This is a genomic window from Synechococcus sp. UW69, assembly GCF_900474185.1.
GTDB lineage: Bacteria > Cyanobacteriota > Cyanobacteriia > PCC-6307 > Cyanobiaceae > Parasynechococcus.
On record NZ_UCNW01000009.1, the window covers coordinates 551,550 to 572,890 of the forward strand.

The window sequence follows — 21,341 nt, forward strand, 5'->3', positions numbered from 1 at the left end:
CTTTGATCAGCTAAGGCCTTCGCGCTTGGCCTCTTTCCAAGCCAGCCGTGGCGCGCTCCATAGGGTGGCCAGCACCAATGGGGTGACAGGTACAGCGGTTATCACGATGAAGGCCTGCAAGGCATCGATGGAGGTGCTGTCCCCTAGGCCTGTGCCAATGCGCAGCAAAACCAAGGTGAGGCTGCCAATCATCAAGGCCCAGAACAGCCGCAGAAGAGCTGGCGGCTCATTGCGGCCGCTCACCACCATGGCTGCGGCGTAACTCATCGAGTCGGCGCTGGTGCACATGAACAGCACCACCAGCAATAGGCCGATGGGGATCAGCACTCCGGCAAGGGGCAACTGGCTGAGGATGGTCAGCAGTGCTGCGGCGGCACCGTTCTGGGCCAGGGCTTCACTGATGCCACCCCCGGCCAACTCGAGATGCAATCCGGTGCCCCCAAGCAGGGTGAACCAGACGTTGGTCACGATCGGGCAGAGGATCGCCACGGCCAGTACCAGCTCACGGATGCTGCGGCCGCGGCTGACGCCGGCGGTGAACAGCCCCATCAGCGGCGCATAGCCAAGGAACCAACCCCAGTAGAAGACAGTCCAGCCGTTCACCCAGTTCGAAGGCGCTGCGTTGGGTGCAAGAGCCATCTGCGGCAGATGGACCAGATAAGTGAAAAAGCCGCTGAAAAAGTGCTGGATCAGCCAGAAGCCAGGGCCTAAGAGCAGAAGGCCTGCTGCCATGGCCAGAGTGAGCCAAACGTTGAGCTCCGACAGCCACTTGATGCCCTTTTGAATGCCGCTGACGGTGGATGTCGCAAAGACGGCCGTCAGAAGCACCACCACCAGGGATTGCAAGCCTGCACTGTCGGTGAGCCAGGGCAATTGCCCTGCAGCGTTGCTGAGCTGCAGAGATAGGAATCCCAGGGGACCAACGGTGCCGGCGATCGCTGCCACCACAGACAAGCCGTCCGCTAGGTGACCGATCGGGCCATCCACCCAGCTGCGCGGAACGATGTTCACCAGCAGGGTGCGGGGACGCAGGGGTTCACCGCGTCGTTCCAGGATCGAGAAGGTGATCGTGGTGGTGGTGGCCACAAGAGCCCAGGCCAGGAACCCCCAGTGCAGAAAACTCACCGCCAGGGCGGGATCCACCGCGGCTGCTGTGCTGCCTTCGACCCCTGCAAACACCGGTGATGGGGTCTGGAAGTGATACAGCGGTTCGGCAGCGGACCAGAACACACCCCCTCCTGCCAGCAGGGTGCAGATCAGCACCGCACACCAATCGAAGAATTTGAAGCTCGGCTTGGCATCCGCTCCGCCAAGCCGGAGTTTGCCGATAGGGCTGATGGCAAGGATCAGCGCGATCAGGAACAGCAGCACCACCATCCATTGCCAGACCGCCCCCAGGGCATCACTGATCACGGCTTTGCCAGTTTCAGTGAAATGCTTGGCCAGAGCCAGGTCGATGGCCGAGACCAACAGAAAAATCAGCAGCGGGATGGCGCCGACCCAGAGCGGGGGCTGTTGCCACCAGGAGCGCTGGTTCGCGGGGTTGTCAGACATCGGATGAGGGGTGAAAGATCAGGCTCGGACGGCGTCGCGTTGGTGGCTCCAGCAGGAGAGATCCACTGCAGGTTGTTCACCACTGGCGAGGCGTGCCAGAGAATCACCGATCAGAGGAGCGAACTTGAAGGCCTGGCCGGAGCCCCCTGCAAACAGACTCAGCTTCGGGGTGAGCCGATCCAGCACGAAGTTCACATCGCTGGCCATGGAGTACGGGCTGATCACGGTCTCGACTCGCTCCTGAACTCCCTCCAATTCGTTGAAGAGGAAGGTGTCGAGCAGCTCCACCAGTCGGGCTGGTGGCTCGGTGACCATGGCGTTGGGTGCGGCGACCCTCAGTTCTCGTGGGGCCCAGTCGATGCCGGCCTTGATCCTGGGCCTGCCATCCGCCGTTTGGCTCAACACGGGGAAGCCGTAGTACAGGCCACCATCGTCGCCTCGTTCTTGCTGGAAGCAGAACCACTGGGGGTAGCGATCAGCGAGTGCTGGGTTGACGGTGTAGTGAGCCCAAAGCATCGGCCACACCTCCAGTTTCGGTGCCAAGCCGAGGGGGGCGAGCAACAGTTGGCTCCAGATCCCGCAGGCCACCACCAGTTGGCTTGCGGCGATGTGCTCGCCGCTCTGCAGGGTGACGCCTCCACCATCGGGATCGAGTCCGGCCACGGGGCAGTGCTCGATCAGCTGATGGTCGGCGTTACGGGCGGTATTGATCCAGTGGGAGAGAACTTTGTCGCTGCGTACGGCACCGGCGGTGGGTTCGAACAGGCCAGTGAAACCGGCCTTCGGCTTCAGCGGGAAACGGGCAGCGATCTGTTCGGCATTGAGGGCCTCGTAGGGGATTCCCTGATCGTCCATGACCCGGCGGGCCCCGGGGATCGATCCCTCGATCGTTTCCTCATCCCAGCTTTCGCCGTAAAAGAGCAGGCCGTGGGTCTCTCTCAGCTGCTCGCCGGCGTGAGTTTCCTCGTCCCGCCAAAGGCGATTGGCCTCCTGGGCCAGACGGCAGAGCACCGGGTCGGAATACATCTCCCGGAACATCCGGGTTTCGCCGTAGCTGCTGGCCTTGGCGTGGGCCAGGGTCTTGGCTTCCAGCAGCACCACATCGCGCACGCCGCGGCGGGCAAGGGATGCAGCGCAGCTCAGGCCCGCCATGCCGCCGCCGACGATCACGACCGCTGCGCGGCTGGGCATTGAGGAGGGCGTGCTCATTCGCTATCTCCAAAGCTCAGGCCGATGGGATCGGTGGAGGGTGTCGCCGCCACTTCCTCGAGGGCGTCACCAACCGACAAACCCTGTTCGCGCTGATTGAGATAGTCGCTTGCCCGCCGGCGCACCTCATCGCGTACGAAGGCATAGACGTCCGTGGCGCCTGCGTCCTTCCAGGCATCTGGGGAGAACCGCTCGATCGAATCGGCGATCACGGCGCCAGCATTCACAAGAGGGTCCGGCAGTACCCGCACACCGCGGCGACGCAGGTCGTCTGCTAACTGCGGTTGCTGGAAAGGGGCATTGGCTGCAGGAACCACGGCGGGGGTCTTCAAGGCCGTTGCCATTTCGGCGTTGATCAACCCGGAGATGGAACAGGGCAGCACCAGGTCGAGGTCCAGTTCCCACCAGGCACAGCTCTCAGGCAGAGGCGTCGCGCCGGGAAAACTGGCTCTCTCGCGATCCAGATCCACGGTGAACACCGTCCAGCCGTGATTAACGAGATGACGGGCCACCGTTCCGCCGACGGCACCGCAGCCGTGCACGAGGGCCCGGCCGGGAATGGCGTCTTTGAGGTCCTTCTCCAGCACTGCCTCCACGGCGCCGAGGGTGCCATGGGCGGTGGCGGCACTGGCGTCTACTGGGCTGCCGACCGCCGCCAGCACATGCGGTGTGAGCGCCGTCAGACGCTCCATGTCCTCCAGGCTGGTGTTGAGATCGCAGCCAGTGATCATGGCGCCATCGAGCGACTCCAGCAGCTCGGCGGTGACGCTGATCAATTCATCCTTGACCGCATCGGGCTCCGCTGCCCGGGCGACGATCTTGCCTCCAGCAAAACCGGTGCCGTAGAGATCGTGCTTGTGGGTCATCAACCCCGCCAGCCGCTGTCCGTCAGCGATGCAGGCCTCATCGCTCGGGTAATTCAGCAGGCGCAGGCCCCCGTTGGCGGGGCGCTTGGCATCAGTGTCTTCCGCCACCACGAACACCGAGAGGTGGTCGGAGACGTGTTCCGCCAGCACCGACACGGTCGGCGATGCTTTCTTGCTGCTGCTCATTAGGCCACCTTCTCCATCATCTGGTGGTGTTCGACATAGTCGAGGCTCCATTCGCTGGGGGTTTCGGCGATGCGCTGTTGCAGACGCTCGTACACCGTGTCTGCAGCGGCGTCCCCGGCAGCACTGGCGAAGCTATGGCGGCTCCAGCTGCGGATCGTCGCCATCAAGCCGGCGGCGAAAGCGGTCGTGTCACCGTTGTCGTTCCAGCGGCGTCTGTAGGGGCACTTCACATAGACCGTCCGCTCGTCCACGAGGCGCAGTCCGTTGCGGTAAGCGGCGCTGCTCTCGTCCTTCAGCGGAGCCATGAACTCCTCGGGGGACTTGTAAAAATTCAGAACGGTGCCTTTTTTGTATTGCTCTGCGCTGATTAGGCCTTCCTCGGCCATGCCGCGCCAGATCTGGTGCAACTGGTCGTGCACATTGCGGGTTTCGCCGCCGTTATGACCGAGATAGCGTCCTTCTTCATCGCGTGAAAGGTTCACGGTCAGCAGTCGCCCGCCCACCTTCAGCTCGCGACTACGCAGTTCAAGGATGTAGTTCCAGTCCTTCATCGCCTGGGCGGTGAAACGCTGAAGGGCGTCGGCATCACCGGAGGCCAGCACATGGGTGTGGCTATCGAGTGGTCCGGGCGAAGCGCTCAGCCAGTGCATGGCGGTTGCGGAGAAGCCGAAGCTCACGCTGTCCGGGGCTACGGAGGGCTCGTAGAAGCTGCGGGCACTCACCAGCACTGTTGGCTTTGGATCCCGGGGAATCTGCAGGGCCAGGTTTTCTGCCAGAGCGAGGTTGTCGTTGCTCGGTAAGTCATTACCGATCAGCGTCAGATGAGCATTCGGCTGGTTGGCATGCAGGCGATCCAGCACCTGATTCCAGAGCCCTACAGCAGTGCCGCCATCGGCAGCTCCGTAATCGATCAGAACATGGCTGTCTGCGACAGCCAGTTGATTCACACAAGTCAAGGCCCAGTCCGAGGCGGCTTCAATGCACAGAAGAGCGCCTTCGGTCTGCGCGCTGTAACCCGTGGTCATGGCGATGGCCATGGACCTCGTCAGCGGCAGGCCTCACCGTACAGACCATGGCTGAACTGACTACCAATTAACGCGTCTGCTTCACGTTGCTTGGAGCAAATGACGCAGTTGGGGTTCCAGGAGGCTGAAGGCTCTGCCGCGATGGCCATGCTGTTTTTTCTCAGCCAGGGGCATCTCGGCAAAGGTGCGGCCCGTTCCAGCGACTTCGAAGATCGGGTCGTAGCCAAAGCCTTGCTCCCCCCGAGGTGACGCCGTGATCAAACCGTCGCAACGGCCTTCCACCTCAAGCAGAACGGATCCATCGGGGGCTGCGATGCAGAGCGCAGCGCAGAAATGGGCTTGGCGTTGCTCTGAGCCGTTCAGCGCCTTCAATAGTCGCGCGATGCGTTCCGGATCGGTGGGGGCGTAGCGGGCGGAGTGAACACCCGGGGCGCCATCCAGGGCGTCCACGCTTAGGCCTGAATCGTCGGCCAACGCCCATTCCCCTGTAGTGGCTGCAACCGCTTGGGCTTTGAGGCGGGCATTGGCGGCAAACGTGCTGCCTGTCTCCTCCACCTCCAAACCCTCAGGCTGGGGCCGCACGCTGACGGGGAGGGCCTGCAGCAGACCCTGGAATTCACGAATCTTTCCGGCGTTGCCGCTGGCGATGACCAGTGCCTTCATGCGGCCTCCGCGAACTGCCTGCCCCAGGCCAGCACAGCATCCACCCGATCGGCATCGGGCCCTTCGCAGTAGAGCCGCAGTAGAGGTTCGGTTCCGGAAAAGCGCAGCATCAGCCAGTGGCTGGGCCCCATTCTCAGTTTGATCCCGTCTGTGGTGATCACCTCCAGCACCTTTGCCCCTGCGATGGTCGAAGGTGTGCTCTGGGCAAGCAGCGTCTCGAGCCGTCGGCGTGCCTCCATGTCAGCCAGTCGCAGGTCGAAGCGGTCGTAGTGGCTACTTCCTCCGTGCTGCGCTTGGAGAGTATCCAGTCGAGCTCCCAGGGGTTGCTTCCCTTCAACAAGGGCTTCCAGCACCAGCATTGCTGCGAACAGTGCATCCCGCTCGGGCAGGTGCATGCCGAAGCCAACTCCACCAGACTCCTCGCCGCCGATCAGCACGTCCCCCGCCAGCATCTCCGCGGCGATGTACTTGAAGCCCACAGCGAGCTCAAGAACATCGCGTCCCTGCGCTTCCGCCACCAGCCGCATTAGATCAGATCCGCTCACGGTCTTGACCACTGCTCCAGGCAGCTGCCGGGCGCGGGCCAGGTGATCGATCAGCAGGGGCATCAGCAGCTGGGTGCTGCAGAACCGACCGGTTTCATCCACAGCGGCAATGCGGTCCCCATCGCCGTCGAAGACCAATCCCACGGCAGGGCTCCCGGCGTCGGTTGAGGTCTTCACCGCTGTGATCAGCTCTTCGAGATAGGTCGCAAGGGGTTCCGGCGGATGACCACCAAATAAAGGATTGCGATCGGTGCGGATTTCCTCCACCACCCCATGGGCCTCAGGCCCGAGCAGCTCCGTCACACACCCGGCGGCTGAGCCATGCATCGGATCCACGATCACCTTCAGGTTGATGGCCTTGAGGCCCCGCAGCAGTGCGGTGAGATCGAGCTTGCGGCGGAGACCTTCGAGATGCTCGCCCCGACCATCAAAACGGGGGACCTCCGCTTTGATCGGTGCTGTGATGCCGCCGGCGGCCAGTCGTCGTTCGACGGCGGCAGTGAAGTCGCCCTCGACTGACCCGCCGAAGGGGCCTTTGATCTTCAGCCCCAGCCATTCCGGCGGGTTGTGACTGGCGGTGATGACCAGCGCTCCAAGGGCTTTGCGCTCCACCACGGCCCAGCTGCAGGCCGGTGTGGGGACAGCGGTGTCCGTTAGTAGGGGCTCGAGTTCACAACCCCGCACGGCGGAGGCGATGGCTTCCGCTAGTTCGGGAGCCAGGAAGCGCCGGTCATAACCGATGACCACCGTTCGGCTGTTGTGGCCTTCTGGGGCGCGATGCGCGAGCTCCTGGGCCGCGGCAGCGGCAACGGGCAATAAGCGATCCACGGTGATGTCGACACCGATGATTCCGCGCCAGCCATCGGTGCCGAACTTGATTGGAGCTGGGCTTAGGGGGAGGGGAGCCGATGCCATGGCACAGCCTGCACTTCAGTGGATCTAGCAGCTGGCAGCCGTAGGGTCGGCGGATGGGTGACACCCCGCCTGCCGACAACGCCCTCACCGACCGGTTGCTGCGCAGTTGGCTGCGTTGTCGTCGCAAGGCCTGGCTCGATCGCCACGGAAATCCTGCTGAGCGACGTTGGACTGCCCATCGCAATCTGCTGCTGGATGACCAGCAGCGATGTTTTGTGGGATTGATGCCCCGCAAACCAGGCCATGGCTTGGCCGCCTGTGTTGCCGGTGCCGACGCCGTGGTGGGTCTGCGCCTGAAGGGTCTGGGCCCTTCCGGGGAACCGTTGGAGGCGCATCCTCCCCTGCTCAGGCGGGTCAAGGGCCAGAGCCGCTGGGGCGATTTCGCCTATCAACCGGTGCTGGCACGTCAGGGCCGCCGCACCACCCGGGAACATCAGCTTCCTCTGGCGCTGATGGCTCTGCTGCTCGAGCAGGTGCAACAGGGCGATGTCCCATCCATGCTGGTTCTCGGCGGCGGCGGCTGGCGGCTGGAACAGGAGCGGGTCCATCTGTCGAACAGCATGCGGCGACAGCTTTCGGAAGGGTTGCGCAAACTGCGTGAGGACCTTGAGCGGTCGGTCCCCCCTCCTCTGGCAGCCGATCGACGCAAGTGCTCACTCTGCAGCTGGCGGGGTGTTTGCAACGCCGTGGCGGCGGAGCAAGGGCATCTAAGTGAGGTCAGCGGCATCGGAGCCAAGCGCCGCGAGATGTTGCTGGAGCTTGGGATTCGCGGCCTATCTGATCTGGCCGCTGCTGATCCGATGCAGCTCGCTGTGCAGCTTCAACGCTTCGGTGATCAGCATGGTGAGGTGGCTGCAGCCTTGGTGGCCCAGGCCAGGGCGCAGCGCGATGGTCGGGTGGAACGTTTGGACGCTGCACCGGCACTTCCGGAACTTCGTGACTGCCCTGGTGTGCTCCTTTACGACATCGAATCCGACCCCGACGCCCGTCACGACTTTCTCCACGGTTTTCTGGTCTTACACAGAACCGAACGTGGGGGCTGGGACCTCGCTTCAGTGGCTTATCACCCGATCCTGGTCCTGGCCGAGCACGGTGAACCCCGTTGCTGGCTTCGGTTGCAACGCCTGCTGGATCACTACCGGGGGTGGCCAATTCTTCACTACGGGGAAACAGAAAGCCTGGCCTTGCGACGCTTGGCCGAGCGGCAAGGTGTCGATGAGGCTGAACTGCAGCAACTTCGTCACCGTCTCGTGGATGTTCATGCCCGGGTGCGGCGTCACTGGCGCTTGCCATTGGCCAGTTACGGCCTCAAGGCCGTGGCCGGTTGGCAGGGGTTCCTTTGGACTCAGCCCGGTGCTGACGGGGCCAGGGCCTTGTTGTGGTGGCGGCAGTGGCAGGGCGATGGCCCTGATCGACGCGGCAACAGGCATGGGCTGCGCTGGATCTTCGATTACAACCGCGATGACTGCCTAGCCACCTGGGCCGTTGCTGCCTGGTTGCTGCAACAGGATCAGACGTCGGGATCCTGAAACGCCTCAGGTCGGCTGATCTGGAGCAGTTCTCCATTGGGTCCCTCCAGCGTTTCACTGGCAAGACATTGGCGGCGTACCAGGGCTAGTCCAATCCACGCGTTGTCGTGTTCGAGAGCACTGGTGATCACCCCGGCCCGCTCTCCCTTCAGCGTGAGTTTTGTGGCGCTCGACAGCGGGCTGCGGCAGCTCCAATAGCGCAGCTCTTGTTTCACCCTCGCTTTCCCGATGAGTTTGGCCATGGTCTCCTGGCCCAGATAGCAGCCCTTCTCTGTGCTGATCCGTGCGACGAGTCCGAGTTCCAGAGGGTTGGTCTCGCCATTGAGTTCACCGGGTCCCGGTGGGAAGCCGCTCTGGAGCCGCCAACGCTCCAACACTGCTGCATTGACGGGCTGTCCGGATGCCCAAGGTTCCGGCAGTGCCGCATTTGGCTCGAACCAGGCCGCAGCAGTGTTGGGCTCCAGCCACTGCAGCCGGCGCAGCTGGTCCAGAGGCTGGAGTCGTATCCGATCGGCCGGAAAGATCACTTGATCGAATCCGGCCTGAACGGCAGATGCATCCCCCGCCAGAACGATCACATCAGCTCCGTCCGCATCCAGACGGACTTCCAGCACCGCACGCAAGCGTCCCGTCGCCGTTAGCCAGCAGGTTTGAAGCAGATCTCCAGGGTGGAGTGTGCTGAGGTCAGCACTGGTCTGGCCTTGGAGAAACTGGCGCGCTCCGCTGCCGTTCAGGCGCAGCCGGGGAAGGTTGGCGTCCCAAAACAGCATGGTCATCCCGGTGTGAAAGCGGCGATTTCAGTCAGTTTGTAGAGGCTGATCAATTTCAGATCGTCAGCGGCCATGGCGGCGTCGCCCCCTTCTTCCCGGTCGACAATGGTGACGACCCGGTTCACGCCGTAGCCGGCGTCGCGCAGCTGCCGGACCGCCTTCAGGGAGGACCCCCCAGTGGTCACAACGTCTTCCAGAACTGTGATCAGAGATCCGGGGGCTGGTAGCGGTCCCTCCAGCCATGCTCCGGTGCCATGGCCTTTGGCTTCCTTGCGCACGATCAGTGCATCCAGGTTCCGGCCCTGATCGGCGGCGGCCATGGCGACACCACTTACTAGTGGGTCGGCACCGAGGGTGAGGCCGGCCACGGCGACCGCATCAGCTTCCACGTGCGTCAGCATGGCCCGACTGATCAAGGCCAGTCCGGAGCCGCTCAGGCTCACGGGCTTGCAGTTCACGTAATGCTCGCTCTTGCGGCCTGAGGCAAGGGTGAAGTCTCCGCGCCGGTAGGCCAGGGTGGCCAGGCGGTGCAGCAGGTTCTCCCGCTCAGTCAGGACACTCGACGATTCAGGCATGGGACTGGCCGCGCTTCGCAGGTGTCCTTAGTTTGCGCGTAGAGCTGTTTCTTCCGGTGCTGCTGCGCTCGTTCTTTTGCTCAGGATTGCTGGTGCTCGCCGGTCCATCGGTGCTGGCAGGCCCGCTGTTCTGCACCACCAGCGTCGAGGCTCCTCCACCCGGCAGTCGTTCTGCACCCGTGGAGGTGACGGTGTGCCATCCCACGGAGACCACCAGTGAGTTGATCAACCGTCGCCTCTACACCTGGACGTCACCCATGGCCCGGGGCGTGGATCCCCTGCATCAACTGACCGATTTTCTGGGTATCGCCGTTGGAGGAATCGAGGGGAATCGGGTGATGGGGCTGGGTTTTTCGGACCAGACCCTGGTCTGGGACGGGTCTGCACTGCACAACACGACGGGAGCTCTGCTCGAGGAACAGACCCCGGCACTGCCGTTGCGAACCCTGGATATTCCGAGTGGATTTGATGGCAGTCTCGCGGCCACCGGCGTGAATGAACCTGGTCTAAAGCCGCCCCGAGCTGAAGACTTCCCCGACATCACTCCCCTGTGGTAACACTCTTCTTGAGGGGGTCTAGCAATCTGGTGAATGCAGCGAACTCATAATTCGCCTAAGGCGAGTTCGATCCTCGCGACCCCCATTCCCCCCTGTTGATGCGGCTCCTCTTGCTGGCTGTCCTGCTGGTTCTGCCGGCCTTCTTCGCGGCCGCAGAGGTGGCTTTATTGCGGCTTCGCCCCAGCCGCGTCGAAGTGCTGGTGGAAGAAGAGCAGGCTGGCGCTCGTTCCATCCAGCGTCTGCAGCGACGCTTGCGGAGAGCGCTGCTGGTCTCCCAGCTGGGGGCCACTCTCGCTCTGGTGGCCCTGGGTTGGGCCGGCCGCGGTCTTGGGGGAAGGCTTTGGTCGGATGGGGCCCTGGGTGTGGCCTGGCGCGACACAGGGCTGTTCCTCGGCATCGTGCTGCTGGCCACGCTGGTGGCTGGTCTGTTGCCCAAGGCTTGGGTGCTGAACCGTCCGGAATCCTCGGCGCTTCGACTTGTGCCCCTGCTCGAGGTGGTGATGCGTTGTCTGGCACCGCTGCTCAACTTGCTTGAGGCCCTGGCGGGCCTGCTGATGCGTCTGCTTGGTTTGGCTCCCCAGTGGGATGTGTTGGTGCCAGCACTCTCTGCCGGTGAATTGGAAACCCTTGTGGAATCGGGGCGGGTCACGGGTTTGTTCCCCGATGAGAAAAGCATCCTTGAAGGTGTCTTCGCTCTGCGGGACACCCAGGTGCGGGAGGTGATGGTGCCGCGGTCCGGGATGGTCACGCTGCCGGCCACGGTCCGTTTCGCCGAAATGATGGAAGCCGTGCATCACACGCGTCACGCGCGGTTCCCTGTGATCGGCCAGTCGCTGGATGACGTGCGCGGTGTTCTGGATCTCCGCCAGATGGCCGAACCGATCGCAAGGGGGCAGCTCCAGGCCGATTCGCTGCTGGAGCCCTATCTCCAGCCTGCGGTGCCCGTGCTGGAGACTTGCACCTTGGCGGAGCTGCTGCCGATGATTCGCAGTGGCCAGCCGCTTCTGTTGGTGGTGGATGAGCACGGCGGTACTGAGGGGCTCGTGACAGCAGCAGATCTCACCGGAGAAATCGTTGGTGATGAGGATCCCGGCGAGACCGATGAGCCAGATCTGCTCGAGGACAAGGACTGCCCTGGTGTTTGGCTGGTGGCGGGAGATCTGGAGATCTTCGAGCTGAACCGTCAGCTGGACCTTGATCTGCCCGAGGCGGATGACCATCACACCCTTGCGGGTTTCCTGCTGGAGCGGCTTCAGCACATTCCATCCGCTGGGGAAGCGCTGCATTTCAACGGCCTGCAGTTCGAAATCACGGCCATGGCAGGGCCGCGGATTGACCGCGTCCGGCTCGTTCTTCCTAGTCCAGAGGATGATTCCGACTGAAGGCCGATAGTCTTCCCCCAACCGACTGCCCGTTCTGATGTCTCCCGACCCCATGGTCCCAGTGAAGGTCGGGGTGATCGGAATCGGCAACATGGGTTGGCACCACGCTCGTGTGCTCAGCCTTCTGCGGGATGCCGACTTGGTGGGAGTTGCGGATCCCGATGCCGAGCGCGGACAGCTCGCTACGGAGCAATTCGGCTGTCGCTGGTTTGGGGATTACCACGCCATGCTTTCTGAGGTGGAGGCGGTCTGCATCGCTGTTCCCACCCTTCTGCATCACCCCGTCGGCCTGGCCTGTCTTCGAGCGGGTGTGCATGTTCTGATCGAAAAGCCGATCGCGGCGAGTCAAGACGAGGCCACCGCGCTGATCGAGGCTGCGACAGCAGCCGGTCGTCTGCTGCAGGTTGGTCACATTGAGCGGTTCAACCCCGCTTTTCGTGAACTCACCAAGGTGGTGGCCAACGAAGAAGTCGTGGTCCTCGAGGGGCGTCGCCACAGCCCCCATTCCGATCGAGCTAACGACGTCTCCGTGGTGCTGGATCTGATGATTCATGACATTGACCTTGTGCTGGAGCTGGCCAAGGCACCCGTTGTGAGGCTTGCTGCTGCCGGTGGTCGCAGTGCCGAGGGACCGATTGATTACGTCAATGCCACGCTGGGTTTTGAGAATGGTGTTGTGGCCAGCCTCACGGCGAGCAAGATGAGCCACCGCAAGATCCGCAGCCTTAGTGCGCACTGCCGCTCAAGCCTGGTGGAGACCGACTTCCTTAACCACACTCTGCACATCCATCGCCGTGCCCATGAGTGGTATTCCGCAGATCACGGTGAGCTGCTGTACCGCAATGACGGCTTCATCGAGGAGGTGAGCACCACGTCCATCGAACCGCTCTACGCCGAGCTTGAGCACTTTCTCCAGTGCGTGCGCGGCCGGGAAACCCCTGCTGTGGATGGTCTTCAGGCGTCGCGTGCACTCAAGCTGGCCGACCTGATCGAGCAGGCGGTCGAACACCCGGATACCGGGGCACCCTTGCCTGCACCGATCTGACGGGCCTGACTCGGATCAGACCAGCCCTTCTTGTTCGGCCAGCTCCCGCAACGCCGTGACCTGCCAGCGCCGACAGTCACCGGGAGAGGATCGATAGAACTGCCCCCAGGCCTGGGCTTTCTGCTGCGGGTAGTTCTCAGGACTGAGGGATGGATGACTCTGTTGCCAGCCCACCCGGACGGCATGACCGATCACCACGTCGAGGGCTAGGTCATCCTCGAAGCGCACCTCCGGATTGGCTTCGACAAAGGCCATCAGTGAGAGCAGGCATTCGCTGCAGAGTTGCCGGTATTCCGGTGCTTTGATCCGACTCAGCAGATGGTCGACTTGGGCGGCGAAATTGCGTTCGCCGGGTGTTTTCTCGAGGACGAGACGGCTGTTAAGTCGATTGCGCCGTTCCAGCTTGTCGCCGATGACCAGGCCGCGGCAGTGTTGCAGCAGGGCCCAGATACCGGCATAGAAATCGCGGGGAACTTTCTGGAATGAGCCCAGGCGGATGCGGTGCTGAAGCCAGTCACCGCCCCCGGGTGTTTCCTCCAATGGGTCGGGAACGGACCATTGCACCCTGCCGCTTACGTGCAGCTGCTCGCCGCGTTGCAGGGCGGCCCTCGCATGCTCCACATCACCGAGCACGGCGCGCAACCGTTTGCGGATGGCGTGGGGTGCTTCGCTGCAGAGGGCTTCAAAGGCCTCGTCCTGGCTCAGACTTTTTTCTAGGGCCAGTTCCGATGTCAGCAGCAGCATCAGCTGCCCCAGCTGCAGGGTGAGGCTGCCCTTGAGCAGGGCTGGCTCCCGCCGCGCCACGCTGTCGAGGGCCAGCAGGAGTTCCTGCTCGAGCATGCGTTCACGACCGTCGATCCCGCTAGTCGTCTCAATCCGTTCGGCGATGGCAGCGCTGTCCATCGGTTGACGGAGCCTGGAGTCGCCGGTGTAGTTGCGTCCCACCACCACTTGTTTCTGGCGGACGAGAAGATCGGTTAGGGCATCTTCCAGCTGGGGATGCACCATGCCCATGGCGCCGGCACAGCGCCGCACCACATTCCAGTCTTCACAACGCAAGCCCCGTTGATACACCTCTTCGAGCAGCTTGCGCAGGGCCACCGGATGCCCATCGGGGCTGAGTTGTAACCCCTGAGGGCCGAGACGCCGTTGCAGCAATTCGAGTACTTCGGCCTGTTCATGCAGCAGCGCACTGCTCCAGAGGCGCTGGCTCAACTGTTCGAGTGGGGTGTCATCCAGCTCCTGCTCCTCAGCGGCAGTCAGATCCCGAAGATCGGTGGCGTCGCGCAAAACGTGCTGGGGTTGATCGGATGCCGGGACGGGCTTCTGCTGAAGCGGTGGGAGCTGGACCTCTTGCCCCTGATCCACCAGCTGACTCAGGCGGCCCAACCGGACGGGGATGGTTTCAATCACGCCGCTGCCGAGTTGATCGGCAAGTTTGAGGACGACGTCACGGTGCTGATCTAGGGCTGTTTCACGAATGGGAATGACCAGAAGGGGCAGTCCCGCACCCCGCCAGTGCCGTTGCAGCAGATGCAGCTCGTCCACAACGCTCTCCAGCAGCTCCTCAGGGTCATCGGCCAGATAGCTGCTGCGGTCCTCCAGAACCGACGGGGTGAACACGCTGATAGAGCCGTCTTGACGGTAGACGCGAGCGGTGTCCTCAGTTTCCACGCGGTGCCCAGGGCGTCCGCTGAGCTCCAGCCGCGGATTGGTGCCGGCCGCTTTCAGCCGTTGTTTCAGCTCGTCAGACGACAGCACGGGAATCACCGTGGTTGGGTCGATCGGCACCTCTGCAGCCAGTAGTGCGTGGCGCACGGCATCCGTCTCGGGAGCCATCGCCACAAGAACTGCCTCGGCGCCCAGTTGCTTTGGATCCCTGCGCCCACAGGGGTCGATGTCTTCGGGGCGGATCAGATCGTTGAGCAGCATTTCCCCCAGCCAGACGAGGCTTTGGGTCCAGATCAGCGGCAGATTGGTGTTGGCTTCCCGGGCCTGGCTGCCTGGATTCAGCCGTTCCTCGTTGACGGCACTGGCAGGGACTTGATAAAGCTCCGGGTAGAGACGTTCGCCGTCTTGTTCGACCGCCAGCGCCTTGAGCTGGCTGTGCAAGCGCTGGGCCTCGTCCGAGCGCCCTTCGCAGCATGCGGTGACCAATTCGAAGGCCAGAAACAATGGCCACTCCGACTCGATCCCCTCAAAGGCGGCGAGCTCCTCAGGTTCGTAGTGCAGGCGGCTGACGTCTTCCACCACCGTCTGGTGACCATCCCGAAGGAAGCGTTTGTAGCCGTAGGCCCCGCCCAGTTCCCGTCGAATGCGACGGCCCGTGCGCTCCACCAGGGCAGCATCTTCCACTGCCCAGGCGGGATAACCAATCACGGAGAGACAGGCACTGTCTGCTTCCTTGCTGGCGGATTCCCGTGGCAGGAGTCCTTGCAGGGCGCGACGCAGGCGCACGATGGCCCCCTGAGGAATCAGCAGGACGCAGCTGCCGTCGCCATGGGGGCCGTAGAGGTCAAGCCCATCAAGCGATTCCAGGGCGGCCTTGGCCATGCCGATTGAGCTCGCATTGCGCTCCGGCAGTCCATGGTTTCCCTTGTCACCGCGTTCCCAGATCCCGTAATCGGGGGTGCGGTACGCCCTGGAGATGTAGTGCACGAGGTTTTGGAGGAAATCCACCTCGTCACGGCTGTGCACCACGGCGCAACCGCCCTTGGTCAGCTGCGCCAGCTGCAGCAAGAACAGAGAGGTGGCATCCAGTTGAAGATGGCCCCAGGCGTCATCGGCCACCACCGATTCACCGGTGCAGCTGTCGTATTTGGCGTGGAGCGCGTCGAGGGGATGCAGGCTCTCCTTAAAGCGCTCCACTTTCACGGCTTGGCGCATCATCGAGCGCATCAGGCCGCGCATGAGGGCTACCACCCGCTGCTCCAGTTCCCAGGATCGTCGGCTGGTTTGCCCCTGTTGACGGCGGTGGGCCAGGGCCAGTCCCCAAACACACTGCACCGAATAGACGCAGTCCCGCACCCAGGCATCTCCATAGTTGCCATGGATGGTGTGGGCGGTGCTGGCGGGGAGCAGGCCGCTGATCGGGTCCTGCCGATCGAGAACGACCCGTTGGATCGATTGATCCAGACGCTGAAGGTTTGTGGCGTGCTTCTGCGGAAGGTTTTCCGTCGTCGTCACAACCATGCCCTCATCCATCACCACCCCTAAATTCTCCAACGCAGCCCCTCGGCCATGGATCCTGTTAGCACCACTCCCGATGACCGTCGCCGCTGCGAGGTGCTCGGCGTGCCTGTGGATGCCTGCCGCGACGTCTGTGCTGCAGCTCTCGGCCTGCACGCTCGGGGAGGGGGACGCATCGTCACCCTCAATGCCGAGATGACGATGTCTGCTCGGGCGGATGCCTCTCTGGGGCAAGCGATCGGGACCGCTGATTTGGTGATTCCGGATGGGGCTGGAGTGGTCTGGGCTCTTGCGCGTCAGCGGATCCGTGTCGTCAAAACAGCAGGGATCGAGCTTGCCTGGACCTTGCTGAATTACGCAGCAGCCCATCAATGGCGAGTTGCTTTGGTGGGTGCTTCACCTGAAGTGATGGAGACGCTGCGGGCGGACTTGCCCCAGCGGATTAGCGGGCTCAATCTTGCCCTCACTGTGGATGGCTATCAATCACCGCAGGCCTGGCCCGGCATTGAGGCTCAGCTCAAGACATTGAAGCCGGATCTCGTTTTGGTGGCCCTGGGCGTGCCACGTCAGGAAACCTGGTCTGAGCGGGTTGCGTCCGGTCAGCCAGGGCTTTGGATGGGTGTTGGCGGCAGTTTTGATATCTGGGCCGGCACCAAAAAACGTGCCCCCGGATGGATGTGCCGGATGCAGCTGGAGTGGTTGTATCGACTCATCCAGGAACCCTCCCGTTGGCGACGCATGCTTTCGCTGCCGGCCTTCGTTATGGATGTGATTCGGATGGGTTGAGGTTTCAGCGGAAGCCCACAGAGGCTTGCCAGACAAAGGCAAGCAGCAGGAAGAAGACCGGGATCAACGGGAGGATGTCGATCAGCGGAGAGAAGGCCTGATAGGCCTCGGGCAGCTGTGCCAGCAGGTCGAGGGTAAAGGCGGCCATCCCTTGCATCAAAAAGGCGTTGGGCTGGACGCTACCACGTGTGATGGGCTGGTGAGTCCGGCTCCCAGGGAGCGAAATCCTCTGAAAAACAGCCGTCGCGAATGGCTTGTGCCATGGCGGACGTGAAACGCACCAATTGCGTGATGTTGTGAATGCTCAGCAAGGTGAGGCCCAGAAGTTCCTCGCTGCGAATCAGATGATGCAGATAGGCCCGGGTGTGTCCAGTGCAGGCCACGCAGGAACAGCTCGGATCCAGGGGAGTGTGGTCGTGGCGGAAGCGGGCATTGCGCAGATTCCAGCGTTCGCCACCCACCAGTGCTGTTCCATGGCGACCCAGTCGGGTGGGCAAGACACAGTCGAAGAGGTCGATGCCGTTGGCCACGGCGATGGCCATCTCGCGCAGGGTGCCGATGCCCATCAGATATCGCGGTTTGTTCGTTGGGAGTAAAGGCGTGACATCCCGCACGATTCGGTGCATCTCCTCCGCGGGCTCACCGACGCTGACGCCACCGACGGCGATTCCCGGTAGATCAAAGGAGGCGACGGCACGGGCACTCTCCCGCCGTAGATGCGGGAAACAGCCGCCCTGAACGATGCCGAACAGGGCCTGGTCCACGCGTGTGTGGGCTGTGACGCAGCGCTCGAGCCAGGCATGGGTGCGGCGACAGGCATCGATGACGTCGTTCTCCGTCGCCGGATAGGGCGGGCACTGGTCGAAGGCCATGGCCACATCCGCCCCGAGGGCCATCTGAATGCGGGTGGCATGTTCCGGTGTCATGTCGATGGTGCGTCCATCGCGGGGGTTCCGGAACACCACGCCGCGGTCATCGATTTTGTTGAGGTCCCCCAGGCTGAACACCTGAAAGCCCCCGGAGTCGGTGAGCATCGGCCCGTCCCAGCCCATGAAACGGTGCAGGCCACCTGCAGCCGCCACGATCTCTTCGCCGGGCTGCAAATGCAGGTGGTAGGTGTTGGAGAGCACCATCTGGGCACCCGTGTGGCTCAGTTGCTCGGTGCTGATGCCCTTAACGGTCGCCAGGGTGCCCACCGGCATGAAGCGTGGTGTTTGAACCGGCCCATGAGGGGTCGTAAACGTGCCGCACCGGGCCGCTGTGTTGGCGCAATGCGCGTTGATCTCAAAGCCGAACAAGGCCGATCTGCCCCTGCAATGAACCTACGGTGAGGGCTGATTGCACCCGTCACGCCATTCCCCGGAGCGCTCCGTCCTGGCTATCTGATCTGGCGGGAGCCTGGATCTTCTACACGGTGCTGCCCGCATGGCCCTGGCCGCAGCCCTCGTTTCAGCGCATTGCTCGCTTTGCTCCCTGGATGGGGCTGATGATCGGAGCGCTGCAGGGGCTGCTCTGGAGTTGTCTTTCGGGGTTGGGTTGGCCTCCTGCAGCCTGTGCCCCCTGCGTGGTGGCTCTCGGAATCCAACTCAGTGGTGGGTTGCACCACGACGGCTTGATCGACACGGCGGATGGCCTCGGGGCGCCTGTGGAACGGAGGCTGGAGGCTATGGAAGACAGCCGGGTGGGTGCCAGTGGCGTGCTGGCTCTCGTGATGGTGCTGCTGCTGCAAGTCGCGGCGCTGATCCAACTGGGGCCCCAGGCCCCAATGGTGCTCTGTCTGGCTGCGTTCTGGGCACGGGTGTCACCGCTATGGGCCATGGTGCGGTTCGACTATCTGCGTGTCGATGGAACCGCTGCTTTTCATCGCGACAACGCCAGGCCGCTCTGGGATGCACTGCCCACGTTGCTGGCTGTGGCGCTGCTAGCTGCGCTTGTGGCGCCCCTCCCTCTTCTCTTTGGGGGTGTTGTGGCGATCCTTGTTGCCCAGGGCCTCGGGCGACGTCTGGGGGGGCATACCGGCGACAGCTATGGAGCGGTTCTCGTTCTGACCGAGATGATCACTCTGCTCGGCCTGGCGTTGTTTCTGCTGGCCAATTGAGGATGAACGCATTGCCCTCAGCGGGCAGATCCGGAGCGATCGTGGTTGGCTCCACGCAGAGGCTGAGGTTGCGGCCCTGCCGTTCCGCTAAGGACCGTGCGAGGGCGAGCCCCAGGCCGGTGCCGGAACGGTCTTGGCCCGTTGATCCCCGCGCTCCCCTCTCGAAAATCATCTCCCTCTCCTCGATGGGGATTGGCGGTCCGTCGTCCCAGACGCAGAGCCCGTCGGGCAACAGACACAGGCCCACGCTGCAACCCGCTGGGCTGTAGCGGAACGCATTTTCCAGGAGGTTGGCGACGATTTCTGCGATGGTGCCGTCTTGGGACGGCTGATCAATCCACTGGGGCCACTCTTGCGGCCCCTCCCAGGGGCGTCCCTGCAGGCTTGCTGTCGCTTCCGCTCGCTCCAGCAGAGGCATCAGCAGGCTCCGCATCGTTGCCTCGCCTTCAGCGGGCCCGGGGGGTAAGAGGGTCGGGCCCAGGGTCTCCTGCTGTGGCAGGCGCTGTTGTCCAAGGTCATCCAGAACGTCGATGTACTGGCCCAGTTGCCTTTGCTCCGAAAGCATGCCCTCCACGAGTGGACGGTGGGAGCTGTCAGCTTCGAGGCGCCGCATTAGCAGCTGGGCGTAGGTGCGCAGGGCCGCCAACGGATTGCGCAATTGGTGAACGAGGGTGCGCAGTTGATCGTTTTGTTGGCTCAGTTCCTGGCGGAGTTGCAGGCATTCCAGGTCTCGTCCAAGAGCGTGGCTGATGGCAGCAGCACTGCGCCGCATTCGCTGGTCCAAGCTCAGATTCCAGCTCCGTTGAGGATCCAGATCGGCTCGCAGTGCTCCCAGGATCAATCCGGCATCCTGTAGGGGGTACCAACGCCGGCTCTGATGCGGCAGGCGCAGGTAGGGGTCGGCGTCGGCGGCGGGAAGGGACCGTTCATTGGCGGACCATTGCCGGATGAGCAGCAAGGGCGGGCCTTGTTGATTGGGTGGTGTACTGACGTAAAGCCCCAGATGCTGAATGCCTTCTTTGGCGGTTAGATCGGCCAGCTGTTGGTCTGTGAATTCAAAAAATCGATCGGTGAGTTGCATCAGATCCGGTCGATCCATTCACGTGCTTGAGCAAGCCTGCGGGAGGGGGGCTTGAAAAATCTGGGAAAAGTCTTAAGATCCTCTTATCGACCGAGGCGCTGTTCTTTGTGAACAGACGCCCACCATCTCTCACAACGGTTGCATTTGTTGTGCGACCAAAGCTACAGCAGAGGTTGAAGTGTCCTCAGCTGATTCCCGCTTGGGTGTTGGTGTTCTGCCGGCAGTTGTGGTGCGCCCGCAATTGCCTCGACGCGGTCCCTTGCGTCTGGCGTTTTTGCGCCGACGGCTATTGACGATTCCGTGGTGATGGTCATTTCGCCGAAACGGATTTCGTCTGTTCTGACGATTCACCCCGTTCTTCCTTTCGTACCGGAGCCCTTCCATGTCCAAGAAGCGCAAGCGCATCAGTCGTCGTCGTCTGGCAGGTCAGCGGGTCTTGGCGCATGTGCCAACCCATCACCTTGAAACCGGTGAGTACAAGCCCGTCACTGCCGCGCGTCGGTACATCGCTGAGGCCGGTTTGGTATCTCCAGCGCTGCTGAACGTGCGCCGGAATGAGCACACCACCGATCGCTTCTTCTGGGGTGAGAAGGGCTTGTTTAGTGCGCAATACGCCGAAGAGAATCATTTCCTCTTCCCGTCGTTGCGCACCATCGTTGATTCCATTGGCGAAGACAAGCTCTTTGAAGGCCTTGAGCTTGGCGCTGATGACTGGGAGGAAATGGAGGAGTACGAGTACGCCTTCGTTTGATCAGGCGCTCTTCAGAACACGCTCGATAAACAGCACGATTGGCTGCACCATCTCATCAGGGATGGTGTGGCCGTTTTTGAATGGCAGGGTCTGGCATCGATCTGATTGCAATTGCGAGCCGATTGCTTGCATGGCTTGGAAAGGCACCACGGGATCTTCAGAACCATGCATCAGTAAAACGGGGGGATGCTGCTCGGGTGGAGCCCAGTTGGGATGCGGGTAGCCGCTGCAGCTGATGACCCCTGCCACAGGCAGGGAGCAGCTGCAGTCCAGAGCCATGGCTCCCCCCTGGGAAAAGCCGAACACCACCGTTTGTTCCAGGCCAAGGCCTGACTTGCTCAGGTCTTGCAATTGAGCCTTCAGGCGGTCAACGGCCGTGGGCACGGCGCTCCACTGGGCGGGGAACAAGCCGTACCACTGACGTCCCCCCGGTTGGTCTGGGTGGAGTTCAGGGGCCTCCAGGCACACCACATCAAGCTCCTTGGAGGTTTCACAGGCCAGGCGATCGCCCAGAGGTTTCAGATCATCTCCATTGGCTCCCCAGCCGTGGAGGAGCACCAGCCGGCCATCCATCGGGCATCAACATCACTGCTGCGTAGGTTGGCTCACGACCCA

At 62.7% G+C, this 21,341-nt stretch carries 20 protein-coding genes and 1 tRNA gene; 8 read left to right on the top strand and 13 right to left on the bottom strand.

Features of this window, described 5'->3' with window-relative positions; translation table 11 throughout:
- Positions 1 to 6: 6 nt before the first annotated feature.
- From DXY29_RS10345 to DXY29_RS10370, 6 genes are all read right to left on the bottom strand, one after another.
- A complete protein-coding gene (locus tag DXY29_RS10345) occupies positions 7 to 1,554 on the bottom strand; it encodes a BCCT family transporter (RefSeq protein ID WP_115024915.1) in 1,548 nt (515 codons plus the stop codon).
- Between the two features lie 18 nt (positions 1,555 to 1,572).
- On the bottom strand, positions 1,573 to 2,763 hold the full coding sequence (locus DXY29_RS10350; protein WP_115024916.1) for an FAD-dependent oxidoreductase: 1,191 nt from the start codon (positions 2,761 to 2,763) through the stop codon (positions 1,573 to 1,575).
- Positions 2,760 to 3,815, bottom strand: coding sequence for a Glu/Leu/Phe/Val dehydrogenase dimerization domain-containing protein (locus DXY29_RS10355; protein ID WP_115024917.1), 1,056 nt, complete (start codon positions 3,813 to 3,815; stop codon positions 2,760 to 2,762). The genes DXY29_RS10350 and DXY29_RS10355 overlap by 4 nt, the downstream gene beginning before the upstream one ends.
- Positions 3,815 to 4,852 carry an SAM-dependent methyltransferase gene (locus DXY29_RS10360; RefSeq protein WP_115024918.1) on the bottom strand — a complete coding sequence of 346 codons (1,038 nt, stop codon included), beginning with the start codon at positions 4,850 to 4,852 and terminating at the stop codon, positions 3,815 to 3,817. The genes DXY29_RS10355 and DXY29_RS10360 overlap by 1 nt, the downstream gene beginning before the upstream one ends.
- A 69-nt stretch (positions 4,853 to 4,921) precedes the next feature.
- The gene (gene rdgB, locus DXY29_RS10365) at positions 4,922 to 5,503 is read right to left on the bottom strand and encodes an RdgB/HAM1 family non-canonical purine NTP pyrophosphatase (RefSeq protein WP_115024919.1); all 582 of its coding nucleotides are present in this window, start codon (positions 5,501 to 5,503) and stop codon (positions 4,922 to 4,924) included.
- Complete coding sequence (locus DXY29_RS10370) at positions 5,500 to 6,963, bottom strand: phosphoglucomutase/phosphomannomutase family protein (RefSeq protein WP_115024920.1); 1,464 nt, start codon at positions 6,961 to 6,963, stop codon at positions 5,500 to 5,502. The genes rdgB and DXY29_RS10370 overlap by 4 nt, the downstream gene beginning before the upstream one ends.
- 53 nt (positions 6,964 to 7,016) lie before the next feature.
- Here DXY29_RS10370 and DXY29_RS10375 point away from each other — a divergent pair, with 53 nt between their 5' ends.
- The gene (locus DXY29_RS10375; protein WP_115024921.1) at positions 7,017 to 8,492 is read left to right on the top strand and encodes a TM0106 family RecB-like putative nuclease; all 1,476 of its coding nucleotides are present in this window, start codon (positions 7,017 to 7,019) and stop codon (positions 8,490 to 8,492) included.
- Here DXY29_RS10375 and DXY29_RS10380 read toward each other — a convergent pair.
- Positions 8,474 to 9,268 (bottom strand): folate-binding protein YgfZ, encoded by a 795-nt coding sequence (locus DXY29_RS10380; RefSeq protein ID WP_115024922.1) that lies wholly within the window; start codon positions 9,266 to 9,268, stop codon positions 8,474 to 8,476. The two genes, DXY29_RS10375 and DXY29_RS10380, sit on opposite strands and share 19 nt — an antisense overlap.
- The gene (gene pyrE, locus DXY29_RS10385; RefSeq protein ID WP_115024923.1) at positions 9,265 to 9,837 is read right to left on the bottom strand and encodes an orotate phosphoribosyltransferase; all 573 of its coding nucleotides are present in this window, start codon (positions 9,835 to 9,837) and stop codon (positions 9,265 to 9,267) included. Before pyrE ends, DXY29_RS10380 begins: the two co-directional genes overlap by 4 nt.
- A 32-nt stretch (positions 9,838 to 9,869) precedes the next feature.
- Between pyrE and DXY29_RS10390 the strand changes: the two genes are divergently transcribed.
- From DXY29_RS10390 to DXY29_RS10400, 4 genes are all read left to right on the top strand, one after another.
- Positions 9,870 to 10,394 carry a hypothetical protein gene (locus tag DXY29_RS10390; protein WP_115024924.1) on the top strand — a complete coding sequence of 175 codons (525 nt, stop codon included), beginning with the start codon at positions 9,870 to 9,872 and terminating at the stop codon, positions 10,392 to 10,394.
- Between the two features lie 12 nt (positions 10,395 to 10,406).
- Positions 10,407 to 10,479, top strand: a tRNA-Ile gene (locus DXY29_RS13550).
- A gap of 13 nt (positions 10,480 to 10,492) precedes the next feature.
- Entirely contained in the window at positions 10,493 to 11,776 is a 1,284-nt protein-coding gene (locus DXY29_RS10395; RefSeq protein WP_115024925.1) for a hemolysin family protein, read from the top strand.
- Between the two features lie 37 nt (positions 11,777 to 11,813).
- Positions 11,814 to 12,821 (top strand): Gfo/Idh/MocA family protein, encoded by a 1,008-nt coding sequence (locus tag DXY29_RS10400; protein WP_115024926.1) that lies wholly within the window; start codon positions 11,814 to 11,816, stop codon positions 12,819 to 12,821.
- Between the two features lie 15 nt (positions 12,822 to 12,836).
- Here the strand turns inward: DXY29_RS10400 and DXY29_RS10405 are convergent, their stop codons facing one another.
- Positions 12,837 to 16,013 (bottom strand): glycoside hydrolase family 15 protein, encoded by a 3,177-nt coding sequence (locus DXY29_RS10405; protein WP_170952208.1) that lies wholly within the window; start codon positions 16,011 to 16,013, stop codon positions 12,837 to 12,839.
- Between the two features lie 48 nt (positions 16,014 to 16,061).
- Here DXY29_RS10405 and DXY29_RS10410 point away from each other — a divergent pair, with 48 nt between their 5' ends.
- On the top strand, positions 16,062 to 16,796 hold the full coding sequence (locus DXY29_RS10410; RefSeq protein ID WP_115024927.1) for a WecB/TagA/CpsF family glycosyltransferase: 735 nt from the start codon (positions 16,062 to 16,064) through the stop codon (positions 16,794 to 16,796).
- 4 nt (positions 16,797 to 16,800) lie between these two features.
- Here the strand turns inward: DXY29_RS10410 and DXY29_RS10415 are convergent, their stop codons facing one another.
- A complete protein-coding gene (locus DXY29_RS10415; protein WP_025362038.1) occupies positions 16,801 to 16,944 on the bottom strand; it encodes a photosystem II reaction center protein K in 144 nt (47 codons plus the stop codon).
- 31 nt (positions 16,945 to 16,975) lie between these two features.
- Positions 16,976 to 18,094 (bottom strand): tRNA guanosine(34) transglycosylase Tgt, encoded by a 1,119-nt coding sequence (gene tgt / locus DXY29_RS10420; protein WP_115024928.1) that lies wholly within the window; start codon positions 18,092 to 18,094, stop codon positions 16,976 to 16,978.
- Positions 18,095 to 18,123: 29 nt separating this feature from the next.
- On the opposite strand from tgt, the gene cobS reads away from it, so the two are divergent.
- Positions 18,124 to 18,894 carry an adenosylcobinamide-GDP ribazoletransferase gene (gene cobS, locus DXY29_RS10425; protein WP_115024929.1) on the top strand — a complete coding sequence of 257 codons (771 nt, stop codon included), beginning with the start codon at positions 18,124 to 18,126 and terminating at the stop codon, positions 18,892 to 18,894.
- Here cobS and DXY29_RS10430 read toward each other — a convergent pair.
- On the bottom strand, positions 18,854 to 19,975 hold the full coding sequence (locus DXY29_RS10430; protein WP_115025055.1) for a sensor histidine kinase KdpD: 1,122 nt from the start codon (positions 19,973 to 19,975) through the stop codon (positions 18,854 to 18,856). The genes cobS and DXY29_RS10430 overlap by 41 nt on opposite strands.
- A 382-nt stretch (positions 19,976 to 20,357) precedes the next feature.
- On the opposite strand from DXY29_RS10430, the gene DXY29_RS10435 reads away from it, so the two are divergent.
- The gene (locus tag DXY29_RS10435) at positions 20,358 to 20,726 is read left to right on the top strand and encodes a DUF3155 domain-containing protein (protein ID WP_115024930.1); all 369 of its coding nucleotides are present in this window, start codon (positions 20,358 to 20,360) and stop codon (positions 20,724 to 20,726) included.
- On the opposite strand, the gene DXY29_RS10440 is transcribed toward DXY29_RS10435, so the two are convergent.
- Positions 20,727 to 21,299, bottom strand: coding sequence for an alpha/beta hydrolase (locus tag DXY29_RS10440; RefSeq protein WP_115024931.1), 573 nt, complete (start codon positions 21,297 to 21,299; stop codon positions 20,727 to 20,729).
- Positions 21,300 to 21,341: the final 42 nt, after the last annotated feature.